Origin of the sequence: Marivita sp. (assembly GCF_965656765.1) — a bacterium.
GTDB lineage: Bacteria > Pseudomonadota > Alphaproteobacteria > Rhodobacterales > Rhodobacteraceae > Marivita.
In genome coordinates, this window is the sequence record NZ_CBFHLV010000002.1 from 64,048 (window position 1) to 80,427 (window position 16,380).

Here is a 16,380-nt window from a genome sequence, read left to right on the forward strand (position 1 = left end):
CTGCTTGGTCGCGGGACGCTTACGCGCTCAGCGACTTGCGGCCACGGGCGCGGCGCGCGTTCAGGATCTTGCGGCCAGCTTTGGTGGCCATGCGCGACCGGAAGCCGTGACGCCGCTTGCGTACGAGGTTCGAGGGTTGAAAGGTGCGTTTCATCGCGTCCTACTCCGTCTTGTCGATCCGGGGGCGCGGATTCGTCCGCCGGGGTTGTTCGAAGCCCGTGCTATAGGCAGGTGGCTTTGCGTTGTCAAACGCTGCGACCCGGAATTTTGGGAATTTCGAGACTGGGTCAAACGGACGATGCGATGATGCATCGAATACGGCCCGATGCCGGACCGATTGGGGTGTTCCCCCGTCGCCTTTGGGGGGCACCACACACGATATTTGTATGCCAGAGGTGAGTTGCGCGGTGAAGCGACGACTTTGCGGCATTTTCTGAAATAATCGCACACGGTGGCGTGTGGCGGTGACACAGATTGCAATATTGGCGCGTATTAGGGCGCGCGATTGTTTCAATTCGGGGCAGAAGGTTTCGGATTCTCACGCAAAGCGGCGTTGTGGATCAAGCGGGCGTGAGGCGGGTGTTGCTGAGGCGCTTCAGGGGTCATGTTTTGGACAGCACACACGCAACACTTCAAGAGGTGGCCCGCTTGGGCCTATATGACATGACAGATATGACTGACACCCAAGATACACCTGCCTGGAAGCGCTATGCGCCTCTGATTGCAATTGGCGCAGTTGCGCTGATCGGCGCGTTTACCCTGCGCGATTATCTCAGCTTTGAAACATTGGCGGCCAATCGCGAAGCCTTGGAGGCGTTTCGGGATGCAAATTATTTGCTGACGGCAGGAGCATTTATGTTGGCCTATGTCGTTATTGTCGGGTTCTCTCTGCCTGGTGCGACCATTGCTACGTTGACGGGCGGGTTTCTCTTTGGGGTCTTTCCCGGTGCCCTTTTCAACGTGCTGGCTGCCACGGTTGGTGCGACGGTGATCTTCCTTGCGGCGCGATATGGCCTGGGCGAGCGTCTTTCGTCCAAGATGGATGCCAGTGATGGGGCTGTGCGCAAGATCAAGGATGGGATCGACGAGAACCAATGGTCGATGCTGTTCCTGATCCGGTTGGTTCCGGCGGTGCCTTTCTTTGTCGCCAATCTGGTGCCTGCGCTTGTCGGCGTGCCGCTTTACCGGTTCTTTGTTTCGACCTTCCTGGGCATTATTCCAGGTGGCGTCGTCTATACGTCGGTCGGTGCCGGGCTGGGTGAGGTTTTTGCCCGCGGTGAGACGCCGAACTTAGGTATCATTTTTGAGCCGCATATCCTGTTACCGATCCTTGGGCTGTGTGTGCTGGCTGCATTGCCAATCGCGTTGAAGGCCGTGCGCGGCAAGAAAGGACTGTGATCATGGAAACGATCAAAACAGACGTCCTGATCATCGGTGCAGGATCCGGTGGCCTGTCAGTTGCTGCGGGTGCGGTGCAAATGGGGGCCAGTGTGGTCTTGCTTGAAGCGCACAAAATGGGAGGCGATTGCCTGAACTATGGCTGTGTCCCGTCGAAAGCACTGATCGCCTCTGCCAAAACCGCTTACGCCATGTCCCACGCCGCCCGCTACGGAATCGCCAGTGTCACACCGAAAGTGGATTATGCGGCGGCGAAAGATCACGTGGCAGATGTGATAGGACAGATTGAACCAGTGGACAGTCAGGAACGGTTCGAAGGTCTGGGTGTGCGGGTTATCCGGGAATATGGACGCTTTGTCTCGCCAACCGAGGTGGAGGCGGGTGACTATCGCATCACCGCGCGCCGGGTTGTGATCTCAACGGGTTCTTCGCCGTTTGTGCCGCCAATCCCCGGTCTGGACAGCGTACCGTACATCACCAATGAAACACTTTGGGAATTGCGCGAACAGCCGGAACATCTGTTGGTGATCGGCGGTGGGCCCATCGGCATGGAAATGGCACAGGCGCATTTGCGGCTTGGGTCCAAGGTTACTGTAATCGAAGGCGCCAAGGCGCTGGGCAAGGATGATCCGGAAATGGCCGAGATCGTGCTTGATAGCCTTCGGGAAGAAGGGCTTGAGATTGCCGAAGGGTCAAACGCCAAAGAGGTGCGCGGCAAGGAAGGCGCGATCGAGGTCGAAACCGAAGACGGTCAGGTCTACAAAGGCACGCATATCCTTGTTGCGGTTGGTCGCAAGGCAAACACAGCTGGTCTTGATCTGGACAAAGCGAGCATCAAGACAACGCGCACGGGCATCGAGGTCGATGACATGATGCGCACGACAAACAAGAAGGTCTATGCGATTGGTGACGTGGCCGGTGGCCTGCAATTCACCCACGTAGCGGGGTATCATGCGGGTGTGATCATACGGTCAATGCTGTTTGGCCTGCCGTCAAAGGCGACGACGCGGCACATCCCTTGGGCCACCTACACACAGCCTGAACTGGCGCAGGTCGGTCTGACCGAGGCGCAAGCCAAGAAAGAACACGGGCCAAAACTGGAAGTCGTCCGCTTTCATTTTAGCCACAATGACCGCGCCATTGCTGAACGCAAAACACGTGGTTTGATCAAGGTCATGGTGGTCAAGGGTCGCCCCGTGGGGGCATCTATCGCGGGTGAACAAGCTGGAGAATTGATCAACCTTTGGGCACTTGTGATCACCAACAAGATGAAGATGGGCCAGATCGCCAATATGGTCGCGCCCTATCCAACCATTGGAGAGCTTAACAAACGGGCGGCGGGGGCATATTTCTCTCCGCGATTGTTCGAGAGTGACACCGTAAAGAAAGTTGTTGGATTTGTTCAGAAGTGGCTGCCTTGACATGACCGGTCGGAGGGCGCGTCCATGAGGAATTCGCTATCCGGCCGTTTCCTTATCCTGACCACTGTCTTCGTGATGCTGGCGGAAGTGTTGATCTTTGTGCCGTCTATTGCGCGGTATCGCGAGGATTTCCTGCTCAACCGGCTAGAGCGAGCGCAGATCGCATCTTTGGCCCTCTTGGCTGACGACATGATCGACACTGAATTGGAAGCTGAGCTGCTGTTGAACGCAGGCGTGTTCAACGTGGTTCTGCGGCGCGATGAACTGCGCCAGTTGGTGCTATCGTCCCCCATGCCAAGCGAGGTGTCACAGACATTCGATCTGCGTGAGGCGACCGCGGTGACGTTGATCCGTGATGCTATGACCCGGCTGATCAACACCGAAGACGAGACGATCCGCGTGATCGGCAACCCTTTCCGTGATGGTGGATTGTTGATTGAGATCACACTTGATACCGGCGAGTTGCGCATGGCGATGCTGGATTATGGCCTGCGCATCTTGGTCTTGTCGGCGGTGATTTCGATCTTCACAGCAAGCCTTCTTTTCCTTGCGGTACGGGTGTTGCTGGTCAAGCCGATCAAAGGCGTGGTTGGGCATATGCAAAGTTATGCCAAAGCTCCGGAAGATGCCCGGCGTATCATTCAGCCATCGGCCAGCGTCACCGAACTGCGCGAGGCAGAAGAGGCGTTGCAGTCTTTGCAGACGCAATTGACACAAGCGCTGAAACAAAAGGAACGGTTGGCGCAGTTGGGCGGCGCGGTGGCCCGTGTGAGCCACGATCTGCGCAATATCCTGACGTCCGCCCAGTTGTTCACGGATCGGATCGAAATGAGCGAAGACCCGGTTGTTATGCGGATGGCGCCCAAGTTGGTAAATTCGATAACTCGCGCGGTGTCGCTTTGCGAAAGCACCTTGGCCTTTGGCCGAGCAGAAGAGCCCGCGCCGACGCTTTCGCTGATCAATCTCGCACAGCTTGTCTCGGATGTGCTGGATAGTGAACGGTTGGCCATCGGAGAGTTTGATCTCAGCCTGAGCGAAGATGTGCCGGGCAATCTCATGGTTCGGGCGGACCCCGAGCAATTTTACCGTGTTCTGTCGAACCTTGTGCGGAATGCGCGTCAGGCGATCATCGGAACTGGCGAACCCGGTGAGATTAATGTCGCGGCAGCGGTTTGCGACGATGCTTGGTGTGTAGATGTCACCGACACGGGGCCGGGCCTGCCGCCGAAAGCTGTCGAACACCTGTTTCAACCGTTCCAAGGCGGAGCGCGTAAAGGGGGATCAGGCCTAGGCCTTGCCATCGCAGAAGAGCTTGTTCGCGGTCATGGCGGTTCGTTGACGCTTGTCAAAACGGACCAATCCGGCACCGCGTTCCGTATCCGTTTGCCGATGGGAGGGCTTACCTAGTTAGTTCAAAACAAAGCGTGGAATTTTCTTCCAATTTGCGCTTGCATCGCTCGGGCGCTGGGTCTATCCCACGCCTCGTGGACCGATAGCTCAGCTGGATAGAGTACTTGACTACGAATCAAGGGGTCGGGGGTTCGAATCCTCCTCGGTCCGCCACGACTAATTCCCAATAAAACTTTAAGGCTCATATTTTACGCGTACTCAGCTCTTCTAACGGTGCTTTCGTGCGGTATGGGCCAATAGAACACCCCGAAATTGCTACGTATCTGCAGCACAGCAGGTCCGTTGCGGGCTGCTTTATGCCTGCGCCGCCTTTTGCCTGTGCAATTCCAGCAGGTCGAATCTTGCTCGGAGGTTGGGATCAGTCCAAGAAACGGATTTGAGACGGCTTGCGTGCGAGAAAGCACCGGCTGGTCGATCTTGAGGGGCGCCCGTGAGAAGTGGCGAAGGTTGCCGACGGCTGGATGTTCCGGACGCCGGCTGCCTACGCCCATGAGATCCGCGCTGCAGCGGATACTGTAGATGGATTGCTGCATCTGAGTAGTTCGACGTCGTAGCTCTAGACGCCATTTTTCAGTGGCGCATGGCCTGTCGCGCTTGATGCAATCGGCGAAATGGCATCCAAACCGGTTGACCCAATTCCAGACGGTTTCCCGGTGTACCGTTCGCCTCGCTTTAAGAGCATAGCCTCAAAGTCTGCCGTGCTGAGCGTAAACCAGTGATACGCCCAAACCGCATAAGCGAAGATGGCGAGGAAAGCTGTAGCCTTTCAGCTGGGCATCGTGCAAAATACCGGTACCTGTTTGCCGATGTAAAAGCTGATGGGCAAACAAGCTGGCAATCCCATGTCATGCTACGTTTGGTGTAGGCGTCTATGCTGGGCCGAATTGATCGGCCCAGCGCTTGGTTAGATTTGTGTCTGGTGCAGACAAGTGCCACCTTGAACTGGAACCCGGCAACGTATGGACCAAACAACCTCTCTTCAATTGGGATACCAAAAATTTCGAAGCATTTACGCGGCTACCATCGTGTTCAGCTTTTTTGGCAACCTGCTGATGTTCGTCGGTCCACTATATATGCTACAGGTCTATGATCGGGTGCTTACAAGCCGGAACGAAACGACACTTGCCGTGCTGACGCTTATCGCGCTGGCGATGCTCGTCAGCTACGGGCTTCTGGAACTAATCCGCACAAAGCTGCTTGTACGCGCCGGCTTACAATTTGACGAGATCGTTGCAAACCCGGTTTTTCACCGCGTGGTGAAACAGAAAACCGTGCTGCCCGGCGGACATTCCCAGATCGCCCTCAGCGACATTGACCGAGTGCGTGAATTCTTGACTGGCCATGGCGTCCTCGCGTTTTTTGATGCCCCTTGGGTGCCGATTTACCTGGCGCTCTGCTTTGCCTTTCATCCTTGGCTCGGAATGGTGGCGACCTCTGGTGCAGCGATTATCTTCGGGTTGGCTCTGGCCAATGAAGTCATCACCCGGCGCGCCCTGATCGATGCCGGTGAAGCCGCACAAGGTGCCAGCTTTTTCGCCAATGCGACAATGCAAAACGCTGAGGTTATCCAGGCCCTTGGCATGGAAGAACCGCTGACCTCGAGCTGGTCGAAACGACATGACAAGATGCTGTTTAACCAAGCTCTTGGCAGCGACCGCGCCGGGCTGATCATGGCGACCTCGAAATCCATTCGTATGAGCCTACAGATCGCAATCATTGGCGTCGGCGCGTTTCTTGCAATCAATCAAGAGATTTCACCTGGGGTGATGATCGCTGCATCGATCATTATGGGCAGGGCCCTATCACCGGTCGAACAGGCGGTTGGCCAGTGGAAACAGTTCGTGGTCGCGCGCACGTCGCACAAGCGCCTGAAACTGCTGTTCGACAACACGCCCGATGACGAAGAACGTGTGAAACTACCCGCGCCCGAGGGGCATCTTTCGGTCGAGGGGCTGTGCGCCAACGTGCCCGGAGCCCACGACCCCCTGCTCCGCGGGGTCAGTTTTGGGCTGCACCCCGGCGAAGTTCTGACCATCGTCGGGCCAAGCGGATCCGGTAAGACAACGCTTGTCCGCCATCTTGTCGGCGCGTCCATACCAGTCGCTGGCGCGGTGCGCCTCGACGGCACCGAATTGCAGCACTGGCAGCCCCGCCAGCTGGGCCGCTACATGGGATACCTGCCGCAGGACGTGAAGCTCTTTGGTGGCACGATCGCTGAGAACATCTCGCGGTTTGAGGAAAACCCAAAGGACGCCGACATCGTCGCAGCGGCCAAGCTGGCCGGCGCGCACGAGATGATCCAGAGGCTAAGCAATGGGTATAGTACGGACGTGGGCGAACGGGGCATCTTCCTGTCAGGCGGAGAGAAACAACGCATCGGCCCTGCCAGAGCTGTCTACCGAAACCCGAGCCTGATCGTTCTGGACGAGCCGGCCTCCAATTTGGACAGCGTTGGTGAGCAGGCGCTGGCGGCCTGTGTCCAAGAGGTCAAGGCGATGGGGAAGACGGTGATCCTGATCACCCACAAAGCCAATCTCCTGAGCCTCTCGGACAAGACGCTGATGCTGGTGAACGGCATGGTTGAGAAATTCGCACCCACAAGCGATTTCTTCGGGCGGAGGGTTGAGACCGATCCGCAAGAGAAGGTCGCACATGCGCACCTGTCAAAAGGTGTCGACTCGAAGACCAATATCAACCCTCTCCCCTCTTCCCGCACGAAAGCCCCTCGCCGTACTTGATCTCCTGAATCGGCATGGCGCGGCTATCCGTGGGTTTTTGACTCCAAAGACATCACAAAACATGCTATAATTTGAATATTCAGAGAGATTTTTATCACCTGAATTTGTAATGATTTCTGGTGGCGCGACCCGGAGTGCGCCCAAGTTTCCTGTGTCACTGTGTCGTGAGCGGTACTCGCGGTAATTGGATCGACTTCTTGAGGAGCACATCATGCCTACTGTTTATGGTACGCAGACCGCAGGTGCAGGTCTGGCCTACGGCTTGAACGGCGTCGCGGATTGGTCTGTGCAGCAAGCCTTCCTTGATGTGTTCAAGACAGCCCGGATTTGGCAGGGGCACACCGAAAGCCAGTGGGGCGCCTACGGGGCCGAAGACCTTGAGCGGATGGGTGTTCTGGATGACGAGGGCTGGATCACGCAGCTGCCCGCCGGCGTCGACCGGGTGGAAGCCTTCATCTTGACCGAGATGCCTGTGGAGGCGGGCTATACATCAGGCACCTACCGTCTGAGCTATGATGGGGCGGGTCAGATCGACGTCCACGGGGCCGAGATCGTGTCGCAATCGAATGGCGAGATCTGGTTCAATTACACCCCCACCGGCGAAGGAATGGTGGTGGTGTCGATTTCGGACACCGATCCACAAAACACGGGCAACTACCTGCGCAATATCGAAGTGGTCAAACAGGAGCATCTTCCGGCCTTCGAGGCTGGGGAGATATTCAATCCACTCTGGCTGGAACTTATTCGGGAAGCCCATTCCCTGCGCTTCATGGATTGGCAGCAGACCAACAATTCAACACTCCAGCACTGGTCTGACCGCCCCACACCTGGCACCTACAGTTATACTGAAGGCGTGCCGGTTGAGGTGATGGTGGAGCTTGCCAACACAACCGGCACCGAACCTTGGTTCAACATGCCGTGGGGCGCGACGAATGACTATATCCGCAACTTCGCCAATTACGTGCGGGAGAATCTGAATCCCGAACTGCGTGCCCATTATGAGATGTCGAATGAGGTCTGGAACTGGCAATTCGAACAGGCCCAGGATGCCGGTCGGTCGGCGACGGAACGGTTCGGGCAGGATCTAGGCGATGGCTGGATGCAGGAATACGGTGCCCGCGCCTCTGGGATGGCGTCGGTTTTGGACAGTGTCTATGCCGGGGCCGAAGACCAGCTGGTCAAGGTCATCGCAACCCATACCGCATGGCCTGGACTGGAAGAATCCGCCCTTCAAGCCCCCGCTTGGCAGGCGCTCAGCTTGGCCAATGCAGCACCCTATTTGTCGTTCGACACCTATGCCGTCACCGGATATTTCGGCAACAGCCTCGGCACCGACGAGAAAGCGCCTGCGGTGTTGGACTGGATCGCCCGCAGCGAAGCGCAGGCCCTTCAGGACGCCGTGAGCCGTGGATTGAGTGGTGCGGCGGCCGACGCCTATGTCGCGGAACACCGCTTCGATCTAGCCGAGGAACTGGCCATCCGCGAATTGCGCGACGGTTCGGTCACTGGCAATGGCGAGGATTCCCTACAAGGCATCTTTGAGCTTTTCCGTTATCACAAGGATGTGGCCGGTGCGCATGGGCTTGATCTGGTGATGTATGAAGGCGGCACCCATGTGGTGGGCATCGGCGAATGGGTGCATAACAATCAGCTCACCGAATTCTTCAACCATCTCAACTATTCCGATGGCATGGGCCAGCTATATGCCGAATTGCTCGCAGGCTGGGACGCTGTCGGAGGGACGCTCTTTAACGCCTTTGTCGATGTCGCCCGGCCCTCGCAGTGGGGCAGTTGGGGGGCCTTGCGCCATCTCGAGGACAGCACTCCGAAATACGCGGCACTTGAAAGCTTTGCAGCCAGCCACTCCGCACCGGCATCGATGAAAGATGGTTATGACGGGACATCTTCCTTCCAGCCTGTCGATCCTCCTCCCATCGTTTCGGAACCCGATGAGCCTGATGAGCCGGAGGACGAAGTTGTCGCCGTCGACGATGATCCGGATCAGGACAATCCTGTTGCACCAGACGCGGAAAACCCACCGATCTGGAACCAACCCTCGACCCCGTCGCCCGAGACCGGCACCGAGGTGCGCGAATACGTGTTCGGAAATTCTCTATTTGCTTGGGCGACTGGCGACCCGGAACTGTCGGTTGCGCATTGGGTGAACCTGATGGCCAACGGAGCCGGACGCTCTTACACCACGGCCATCCAGACTGGCATGCTGAGTGTGCATGACAATCTGCCCCCCAATCCGCATGTCTTGATAGAGGGCGTGGAGTCCCCTTGGGATCCGGAAGCAGGGCAAAGCTTTGCCGATGCAGATTTCAACCAGATCACCATCTCCGAGGTGAACTTCACCCAAAGCCGGGCCCCTTTTCAGCCCGATTACAGCGACCCGGACACAACTCCGGCGCAAGCTGCGCTCGACATCATCGCCTGGGTCGATGGCCGCGCGCCGAATGCCACCATCAACCTTTACGAGACTTGGCCAAGCCTCGAATTCTTTGTCGACAGTTTCCCACCGAGCCACACAGCCTTCACCGCCTGGATGAACTACATGACCGGCGATTGGCACGACTGGTGGGTTTCGCTTTACGAGATCATCCGGGAAGAACGGCCCGACGTCTCGGTGCGCTTGATCAGCGTCGGTCCGCAGGTCGCCAAGCTGATCGCGGATCTGCAGCTGGACGGTCTCAGAGCCGAGGACCTGTTTACCGATGAAAGCGGCCATGGATCCCCGACGCTTTATTTCCTGGCAGCCACCATCCATTACACCGCCCTGTTCGGCACGCCGCCGGACACCGAATTCGACCTGCCAGACAGCCTGCATCCGGAAGTGGCCGACAATTATGCCGGTCTGGTCGACTGGCTTTCGGCAAATGCCGTCCGCACTTTTGATATTGATCGAAACTACAGCCAACAGATGGACGCAGAGGTGTCGCGTATCCTTGTTCCCGAAGAGAACATGGATGCCGATATGAGCGACGGCGATGCGAATGCTGATGCCGGAAGCCCGACTGATGCCGGAAGCCCGACTGATGCCAGAAGCCCGACTGATGTCGAAAGCCCGACTGATGCCGGAAGCCCGACTGATGCCGGAAGCCCAGCTGATGCCAGAAGCCCGACTGATGTCGAAAGCCCGACTGATGCCGGAAGCCCGACTGATGCCGGAAACCCGACTGATGCCGAAAGCCTGGCTGATGCCGGAAGCAACGGTGTCGTTGTGCTGAGCGGTGAACAAAGCAACTATACGCTCACCATGTCGTCAGGTGACAAAATATCTCTGGAGGATCGTCGCGTCGACGGGGATGGTATCCGGGTCTTCTCCGACGATGTTACGCTTGAATTCGCCGATGGCTCTCCTGTGACTCAGCAAGACAGCTTTGCTGTTGATGACCTCAGCGGCATGGCATCGCTCGGCAGCGAGGCGATTGATACCCTTGCCGAACTCTACATCGCTTATTTCAACCGAGCGCCAGATGCCACAGGCTTGAGCTTCTGGGGAGATAAGCTCGCGCAGGGCATGAGCATGCGCGAGATCGCTGAATACTTCTTCGATCAGCCGGAACCCAGAGAGCTTTACGGCGAGGACATCAATCTCGCTAGGTTCGTGTCGGCCGTCTACAATAACGTTTTTGGACGTGCTCCAGATTCCGATGGTTTCCGGTTCTGGCTCAATGCACTGGAACACGAAGATTCCATTACACCGGCCACCTTTATCATGGAAATCCTCGAAGGCGCCAAGGCCGAAACTGGCAGCATCGAGGACGCCCAATATTTTGCGAATAAGGTGGAGCTTGGCATCCACTATAGCGTTACCCGCGGTATGTCGAACGTGGAGACTGCGCGCAGCGTTATGAGTCAGTTCGACGGTTCGAGCGAAAGCTATGACACGGCGGTTGCCGAGATCGAAAATGCCTATGCGGATGCGATCGACCCGTCGGATGGAGATGGTGAATTCATCATCCGAATTGTTGGCAGTATGGAAGATGATTGCGATGACTACGCTGACGAGGTCGATCAGGATGCCCAATTCATGCGTCTTTCGTAGCGAGTTGTCGGCACAGAAACGCGCATTTTCAGCCATTGATGGACTTCATGTGGTCCACATTGCGTCGACGGTACCGCCACGATCTTAGCGATCGCGCCCGGCATCCAGAGTGTCTGACGGATATCGAACGTCCACGAAAGGAACACGCCGTTCAGAACAAGAGGTCAATGTTCTGCGCGTGCGCTGGACCTGCCAATACGAAAAGGGCCATTTCGACATGTGTGACCTCGCTTAAGAAGCTTTGGTCAAAACACCTCACCCCAATCAATCGCACCCAGCGTCTGGATGAGAAAGTTGCTCTCATCGTTTGACATCACGTCTGCATAGGCGCGGTCCACCGCCTTGATGGCCTGTGTTAGATCCCCCTCGGTCTCTTCATAGACCCTCATAACATCCTGCGCTGCGACCAGATCGGACAACCCGGTCGATACCGCGAAGTAAGCGCCTAGCGTGGTTTTGCCGGACAGATAGGCGGCATCCTCGGCACTGCCGCTGGCGGCTTTTGCACCAGAGAGAATGGCCTGCACGAAGATCGGGGTATGGGCCGGGGAATTCGCCTCTAGAAACCCCTGCCAGAAGGACAGCCCAGCGGGATCAGGGGATCGTCCCAGGACGTTCTCATAGACGGCGGTGATATAGGATGGGATGTCCGTCACTTCACCGTAAAGGCTGGGATGCTCCGGCTGGCCGAAGAACGCCTCTGCCATTGTGGCCAGCCCCATGCCTTCGGAAAAAGCGTTCGCCCAGAAATGCAGTCCCAAAGCATCCGGGGCACGGTCGAAATAAGCGATGTAAAGTTCGGTGATCGCCGCAATATCCTCAAGGCACAAAGTGCTCAGCCCGTCGAAACTGTCGATTGAGAAATGGCCTGATCCGATCTGCGGCAGGACTTCAGAGAAGACGAGCCGTTCCACATCATACAGGGTAATATAGGTCTCGGCAGGGCCATCGCGGTCCTGAAGACGGACCGTATCCCCGGCAAAGCCAAGTGTGTAGCTGCCGGGATTGCCCGGTAGAACCACTGTGTCGACGCCGTCCCCACCATCGACGCGGCGTTTGTCCTCAAAGTCGATCCAGTCATCGCCGGATGTCCCCAGCACCAGTGGTCTGCCGGTTTCGATCCCTTGCGCCAAGGCGCTATCGTGGAAACCCTGCGTCGGAACATAGTCATCAAAGGTCACATGCAGGATCTCGCCCGGCGACAGGGACATATTCAAAGTGGTTCCGGTCAGTAGATCACCGTGCGGGATCGGTGTAAAAACCGCCGTCGAAGCATTGTTACCGGGCGCCTGCCCTGGCAGCACACCCAGCCGGACCGCTTCTGGCAGACCAGCGGCGCGGATCAGGGGAGACAGGTCGATCTCAGTCCGAACCGCACCTTCGGCCCGCGATCCGACAAAAATCTCGAGCCGCTCATCGCCGTAAAAGCCATGGATGCTGAGATCACCAAGCTGAAATTCTGTCTCGATCCTGTCTTCCGGGTCGAAGTCGATCGGGGACAGACCGGGCAAGGACTCGGACATGCGCCGGAAGACTTCGCCGGCCGGGGTCAATCCGTCATAGGACGCGCCTTTGGCCAGAGCATTCGGCGTGTTCTGAAGCAAAGGCCAAACCGCAGCCCGATCCACCCCCCAGAAGCTGAACGCCTCAAGGATGTTGAGCATCTCCTGCGCCTGGTAGAGCCCGTAATCGACACTCCGGTCGAACCCCGATGATGACCCCGACTGGTTCCATTCCGACACGTAGATCGAGAGGTCGTCGAAAAGGCCGCTTTCGACCCACATCTCCTGCACGACCCCCAGCTGAAAATCGCGCTGGCCAGGCAAGGCCGGATCGCGCGAGAACAGGTGAACGATGACTCCATCCACCGCCGTGGTCTCGTCTGCCGTTTCGTAAGCGCCGAGAAGAAGCTGATTGTTGACGCGGGTCCAATCGATTTCACCTGAGTTGCGGACCACCTCCTGCGTGAAGGCAAGACCGTAGTCCTCGGACAAGGAAGCAAGGATCTCCTCCGTGGGGCCGGTATAGTGTTCATCCAGGGACGAGAAGTTGAAATTCGTCCCCATCTGCACATGGACATACGGGCGCGGCCCAGACGGGTCGGCAAGCTCGTCCAGAATGTTCTGCAGGAGGTGGGCCATCTCAGAAGATACGCGGCCATATTCCACCGCGGTCATGCGGCCTGACCCCCAATATTCGTTGCCGATCTCGAAGGCGGCGATCGGCGCTGCACCAAAAACCCCCGATATAGCATCGGTGACGAACTGGCGCAGAAGCGGTGCGTCGATCGCAGCAAAGCGGTCACCGTTGCTATCGCGGTTGTCCGTCAGGGCCTCTCGTGTGGGCAAGGTGATGGTGACTGGCAAACCCTGATCAGCTGCAAATTCCATGAAATCGGAAAACGGAGTGATCGTGACAGGCTCTCCAGTGGCGGGGTTGATCAAGCTTTCGAGATCGGGATCAGCAATCGAATAGTAGGTCTCCGTGACCGATCCTCCGGGAAAGCGCAGGAAGGTGATATTGAGATCTTCCGCCAGCGTAGCAAACCCATCCTCCGGCAATACGCTGTCGCGATGCCCGAGGAAGTTACCGCCAAAAAGATCAGCGGTAAGGCTGGGGAGAAATCCATATGGGACAAGCGCTGTCACACTGTTCGGTCCTGATCATGAGGGAACTGCCCCTGTATCACAGGGAAATAAGGACAGAATTTGACCCTGATCCTGTAGAACGATGCTTGGTGGAGCGCGAAAACCTTGATGAGAAAGCTCTTAGGCTGTTTGACGCGCGGCAGTCGGGCTTGCCTGAGCTGAAGAACCACAAATTTCTTATTTCCAGTGTACTTCAGGTTCTGCAATGAGACTGATCGAACAGCAGTGCTTTCTTGCTGACCAATGTGCCAATAAAGCGCGTAGTGCTGCTCTTCCCCGATAGCTATGGCAAGTCTCGTGGCGAAGATCGACGTGTCCTGAGCGCCATAATATTTATAAATCACAGAAGCTTGCGCCGGTGCGACGCGGCGAAAGAACATGGAGCTTTTGAGAGCCCGTGCAACTGCTAGAGATTCTGGACCTGCGACGCTGGGAATTGGCATAACTTGAGGGCCACGCTGCGTCTCTTCGCTATGCGCTGGTCATCCCGCCATCGAAACCGGCCGTTTTTATAATTTGACACGGATCAAATACGCTAATGATGCTTCATTGTATCTAAAGTTGGTAAACTTTGTCTTTGGTGTTCAATGTCTGACGCGAACAGAGAACCTTTGGTGGAGCGCATGGCGTCCAGATGTGGCGTTGATCTCGAACAACAAGTCTTGGTTGGTTTGATCAAGGCAGACGATTTTAGGGAAGCGACTCAAGCGTGTTGCCAATGCCCAAAATGGTGCAATTGCAAAGAATTGCTAGGCGATGGCATACCTATGGTCGAGGTGCCGTCATACTGCACTAACTCTGCCTTCTTCAAAAAGATTGAACAGCTGGCTTCCACTTTCTGGCGCGAAATCGAGATTGACACCTCGGACGATTCTGTCGTCATTTCGAGCGATTTTCTTGAAAAACAAATTACTGGCATAGACACACACGTCGACTTAGAGGGCGAAAGCCTTTGGGTAGAAAGCTGGGTACGCCTTGAAAAACAAAGCCGCTCTTGGGAGTGGCACTATAAATGTGAGAAATGGTTGCTAGAGCACGCGGATCCCGGAGGCCTTGCTGCGATCACGGAACAGACGTCTGCAAGCCAATCAAATGCAGGCCGCAACCTTGGTTCGATCGTGCAGAATGCCGAATTTTGCTTTTGGTTAACTCTGAGCGTGGCGAGGGCGATGGGCCTGAACCTTAAAGCTGCCATGGAAACCGACACGTTATCGCAAACCCAATATGCAAATATGGTATTGGAGTGTTGCCTCTGCCCGTTGCGCGATCAATGCCAGACATGGTTGGATGAGACACAGATACCCGCCGATACGTCGCCACCGGGTTGCGCCAACGCTGCAGCTTTTGAACGACTTTCTACCATCTGCGTCGCTTCTAGACTGTCATAGTGCCGGTAGATTTCGGGCACTCGTTTATCGGCCATAGATAGTGTGAGGTGAGACTTGAAGGTCAAGCTGCGGGCCTGCGGTATGCGCTGTTCAATCTTCTCTCCGAAACAGTCGCGTGCAATCTACGGCTCGACCCCTTTAAAATTTGGCGGATTACCCGAGTGCTTTGCGCCCCGGTGGTTCAGCATGGCATGATCTACCGCTGGGTTCCAAAATTGCCAAGCAAAGCTTCTACAAATCTAGGGGCACCTCAAACAGTGGGCTCCTCGATCATCCACAATTACCATCCGATCAGCTTTTATGGACCCGGTTTGGGCGGAATAGACCCATGGTTATGGTGCTGTGATGGGCGGAGGTTTTCGTCGCTTACCTGAGAGGGCATTTCCAGCGATGGCCGAGAGTAGAACAATGCCCCCGATCAGAGTATTGGCACTCACTGTTTCCCCTAGGAATAGCCAAACCCAGAGTGGACCGAGCAAGACTTCCGCCAAAGACAACAGGGCAAGCTCTGCTGCGGGCAGGCTGCGTGAGCCCAGCGTGTAGAGAATCAGACCGGCACCAACCTGAAACACTCCCATACCCATCGCGATACCACCGTCCTTCGGGCTCAGGACGATGGACAGTCCCAGACCAAGGCATATCGTTAAGGTAATGGCGATCGCAAAGAGGCCCGAAAGGAAGACCGCTGGCAGCATCTCACCTGTTCGTCCCCAACGAAGCGCCACAGTGAAGACAGCAAATCCGAACGCCGAACCAAGAGCTGCAAGGCTTCCCATAAGCGCTAAACTTCCGGACTTATCACCAACCATAATCCCGATTCCGCCGATCGCGACCGCGATTGCGACCCACGTTGCGGCGCGGACAGGTTCTTGTAACACTAGCCATCCGAGAACCGCCGCCATGAACGGTGCCGTCGCAAAGAGTAACATGGCATTCGCGACCGACGTATTCTGGATCGCATAGATCCCACCGGAATAGGCTGCAACCAGTGCTAGCCCCGCGATCACTGCGGGGACCCCGATGCGGCGGATTTGAACAAAGGGGCTTTCGCCGGATCGTATTCGAATAAGCACGTAAAGAAACAGCGACATGCTGATCGACCGATAAAGCAGAATTTGCCACACGGCAGCATCTTCGATCATGCGAATGCCAAGGCCTACCGTCGACCAAAGAACCCCAGCCAGAAACACAAAAAGAATGCCATACTTGTGGGCGTCCGTATCTGAGGAGGTGGGCGAAAAAGATGTCATTTCCTACCAATCAAAATCAACTCTTGGCGCAAAATACCAACTCTGCCCAAGTGCTGATACCTTATATGCGACATTG

The 16,380-nt window shown here is 56.4% G+C and carries 9 protein-coding genes, 1 tRNA gene and 1 pseudogene; 8 read left to right on the forward strand and 3 right to left on the reverse strand.

Annotated elements, in window-relative coordinates; all coding sequences use genetic code 11:
- Positions 1-19 precede the first annotated feature (19 nt).
- Positions 20-154: a 50S ribosomal protein L34 gene (gene rpmH, locus ACTG4M_RS01280; RefSeq protein WP_072775959.1), complete on the reverse strand. Its 135-nt coding sequence runs from the start codon at positions 152-154 to the stop codon at positions 20-22.
- A 509-nt stretch (positions 155-663) separates the two neighbouring features.
- Between rpmH and ACTG4M_RS01285 the strand changes: the two genes are divergently transcribed.
- The 6 genes from ACTG4M_RS01285 (at position 664) to ACTG4M_RS01310 (ending at position 11,018) form a co-directional block, all read left to right on the forward strand.
- On the forward strand, positions 664-1,398 hold the full coding sequence (locus tag ACTG4M_RS01285) for a TVP38/TMEM64 family protein (RefSeq protein WP_439121895.1): 735 nt from the start codon (positions 664-666) through the stop codon (positions 1,396-1,398).
- Between the two features lie 2 nt (positions 1,399-1,400).
- Positions 1,401-2,819 carry a dihydrolipoyl dehydrogenase family protein gene (locus ACTG4M_RS01290; RefSeq protein ID WP_439121820.1) on the forward strand — a complete coding sequence of 473 codons (1,419 nt, stop codon included), beginning with the start codon at positions 1,401-1,403 and terminating at the stop codon, positions 2,817-2,819.
- 24 nt (positions 2,820-2,843) lie between these two features.
- Positions 2,844-4,226 carry a sensor histidine kinase gene (locus tag ACTG4M_RS01295; protein WP_439121821.1) on the forward strand — a complete coding sequence of 461 codons (1,383 nt, stop codon included), beginning with the start codon at positions 2,844-2,846 and terminating at the stop codon, positions 4,224-4,226.
- Positions 4,227-4,305: 79 nt separating this feature from the next.
- Positions 4,306-4,382, forward strand: a tRNA-Arg gene (locus tag ACTG4M_RS01300).
- An 806-nt stretch (positions 4,383-5,188) separates the two neighbouring features.
- Entirely contained in the window at positions 5,189-6,967 is a 1,779-nt protein-coding gene (locus tag ACTG4M_RS01305; RefSeq protein WP_439121822.1) for a type I secretion system permease/ATPase, read from the forward strand.
- 211 nt (positions 6,968-7,178) lie between these two features.
- Positions 7,179-11,018 carry a DUF4214 domain-containing protein gene (locus ACTG4M_RS01310; RefSeq protein ID WP_439121823.1) on the forward strand — a complete coding sequence of 1,280 codons (3,840 nt, stop codon included), beginning with the start codon at positions 7,179-7,181 and terminating at the stop codon, positions 11,016-11,018.
- A gap of 245 nt (positions 11,019-11,263) precedes the next feature.
- Here ACTG4M_RS01310 and ACTG4M_RS01315 read toward each other — a convergent pair whose 3' ends face one another.
- Positions 11,264-13,666 carry a DUF4214 domain-containing protein gene (locus tag ACTG4M_RS01315; protein WP_439121824.1) on the reverse strand — a complete coding sequence of 801 codons (2,403 nt, stop codon included), beginning with the start codon at positions 13,664-13,666 and terminating at the stop codon, positions 11,264-11,266.
- Positions 13,667-13,899: 233 nt separating this feature from the next.
- Between ACTG4M_RS01315 and ACTG4M_RS01320 the strand changes: the two are divergent.
- Together ACTG4M_RS01320 and ACTG4M_RS01325 are read left to right on the forward strand one after the other, a co-directional pair.
- Positions 13,900-14,049: pseudogene (locus tag ACTG4M_RS01320) on the forward strand (IS5/IS1182 family transposase); the annotation flags it as partial.
- 204 nt (positions 14,050-14,253) lie between these two features.
- A complete protein-coding gene (locus ACTG4M_RS01325; RefSeq protein WP_439121825.1) occupies positions 14,254-15,054 on the forward strand; it encodes a DUF6455 family protein in 801 nt (266 codons plus the stop codon).
- 332 nt (positions 15,055-15,386) lie between these two features.
- On the opposite strand, the gene ACTG4M_RS01330 is transcribed toward ACTG4M_RS01325, so the two are convergent.
- Entirely contained in the window at positions 15,387-16,304 is a 918-nt protein-coding gene (locus ACTG4M_RS01330) for a DMT family transporter (RefSeq protein ID WP_439121826.1), read from the reverse strand.
- Between the last annotated feature and the right edge of the window lie 76 nt (positions 16,305-16,380).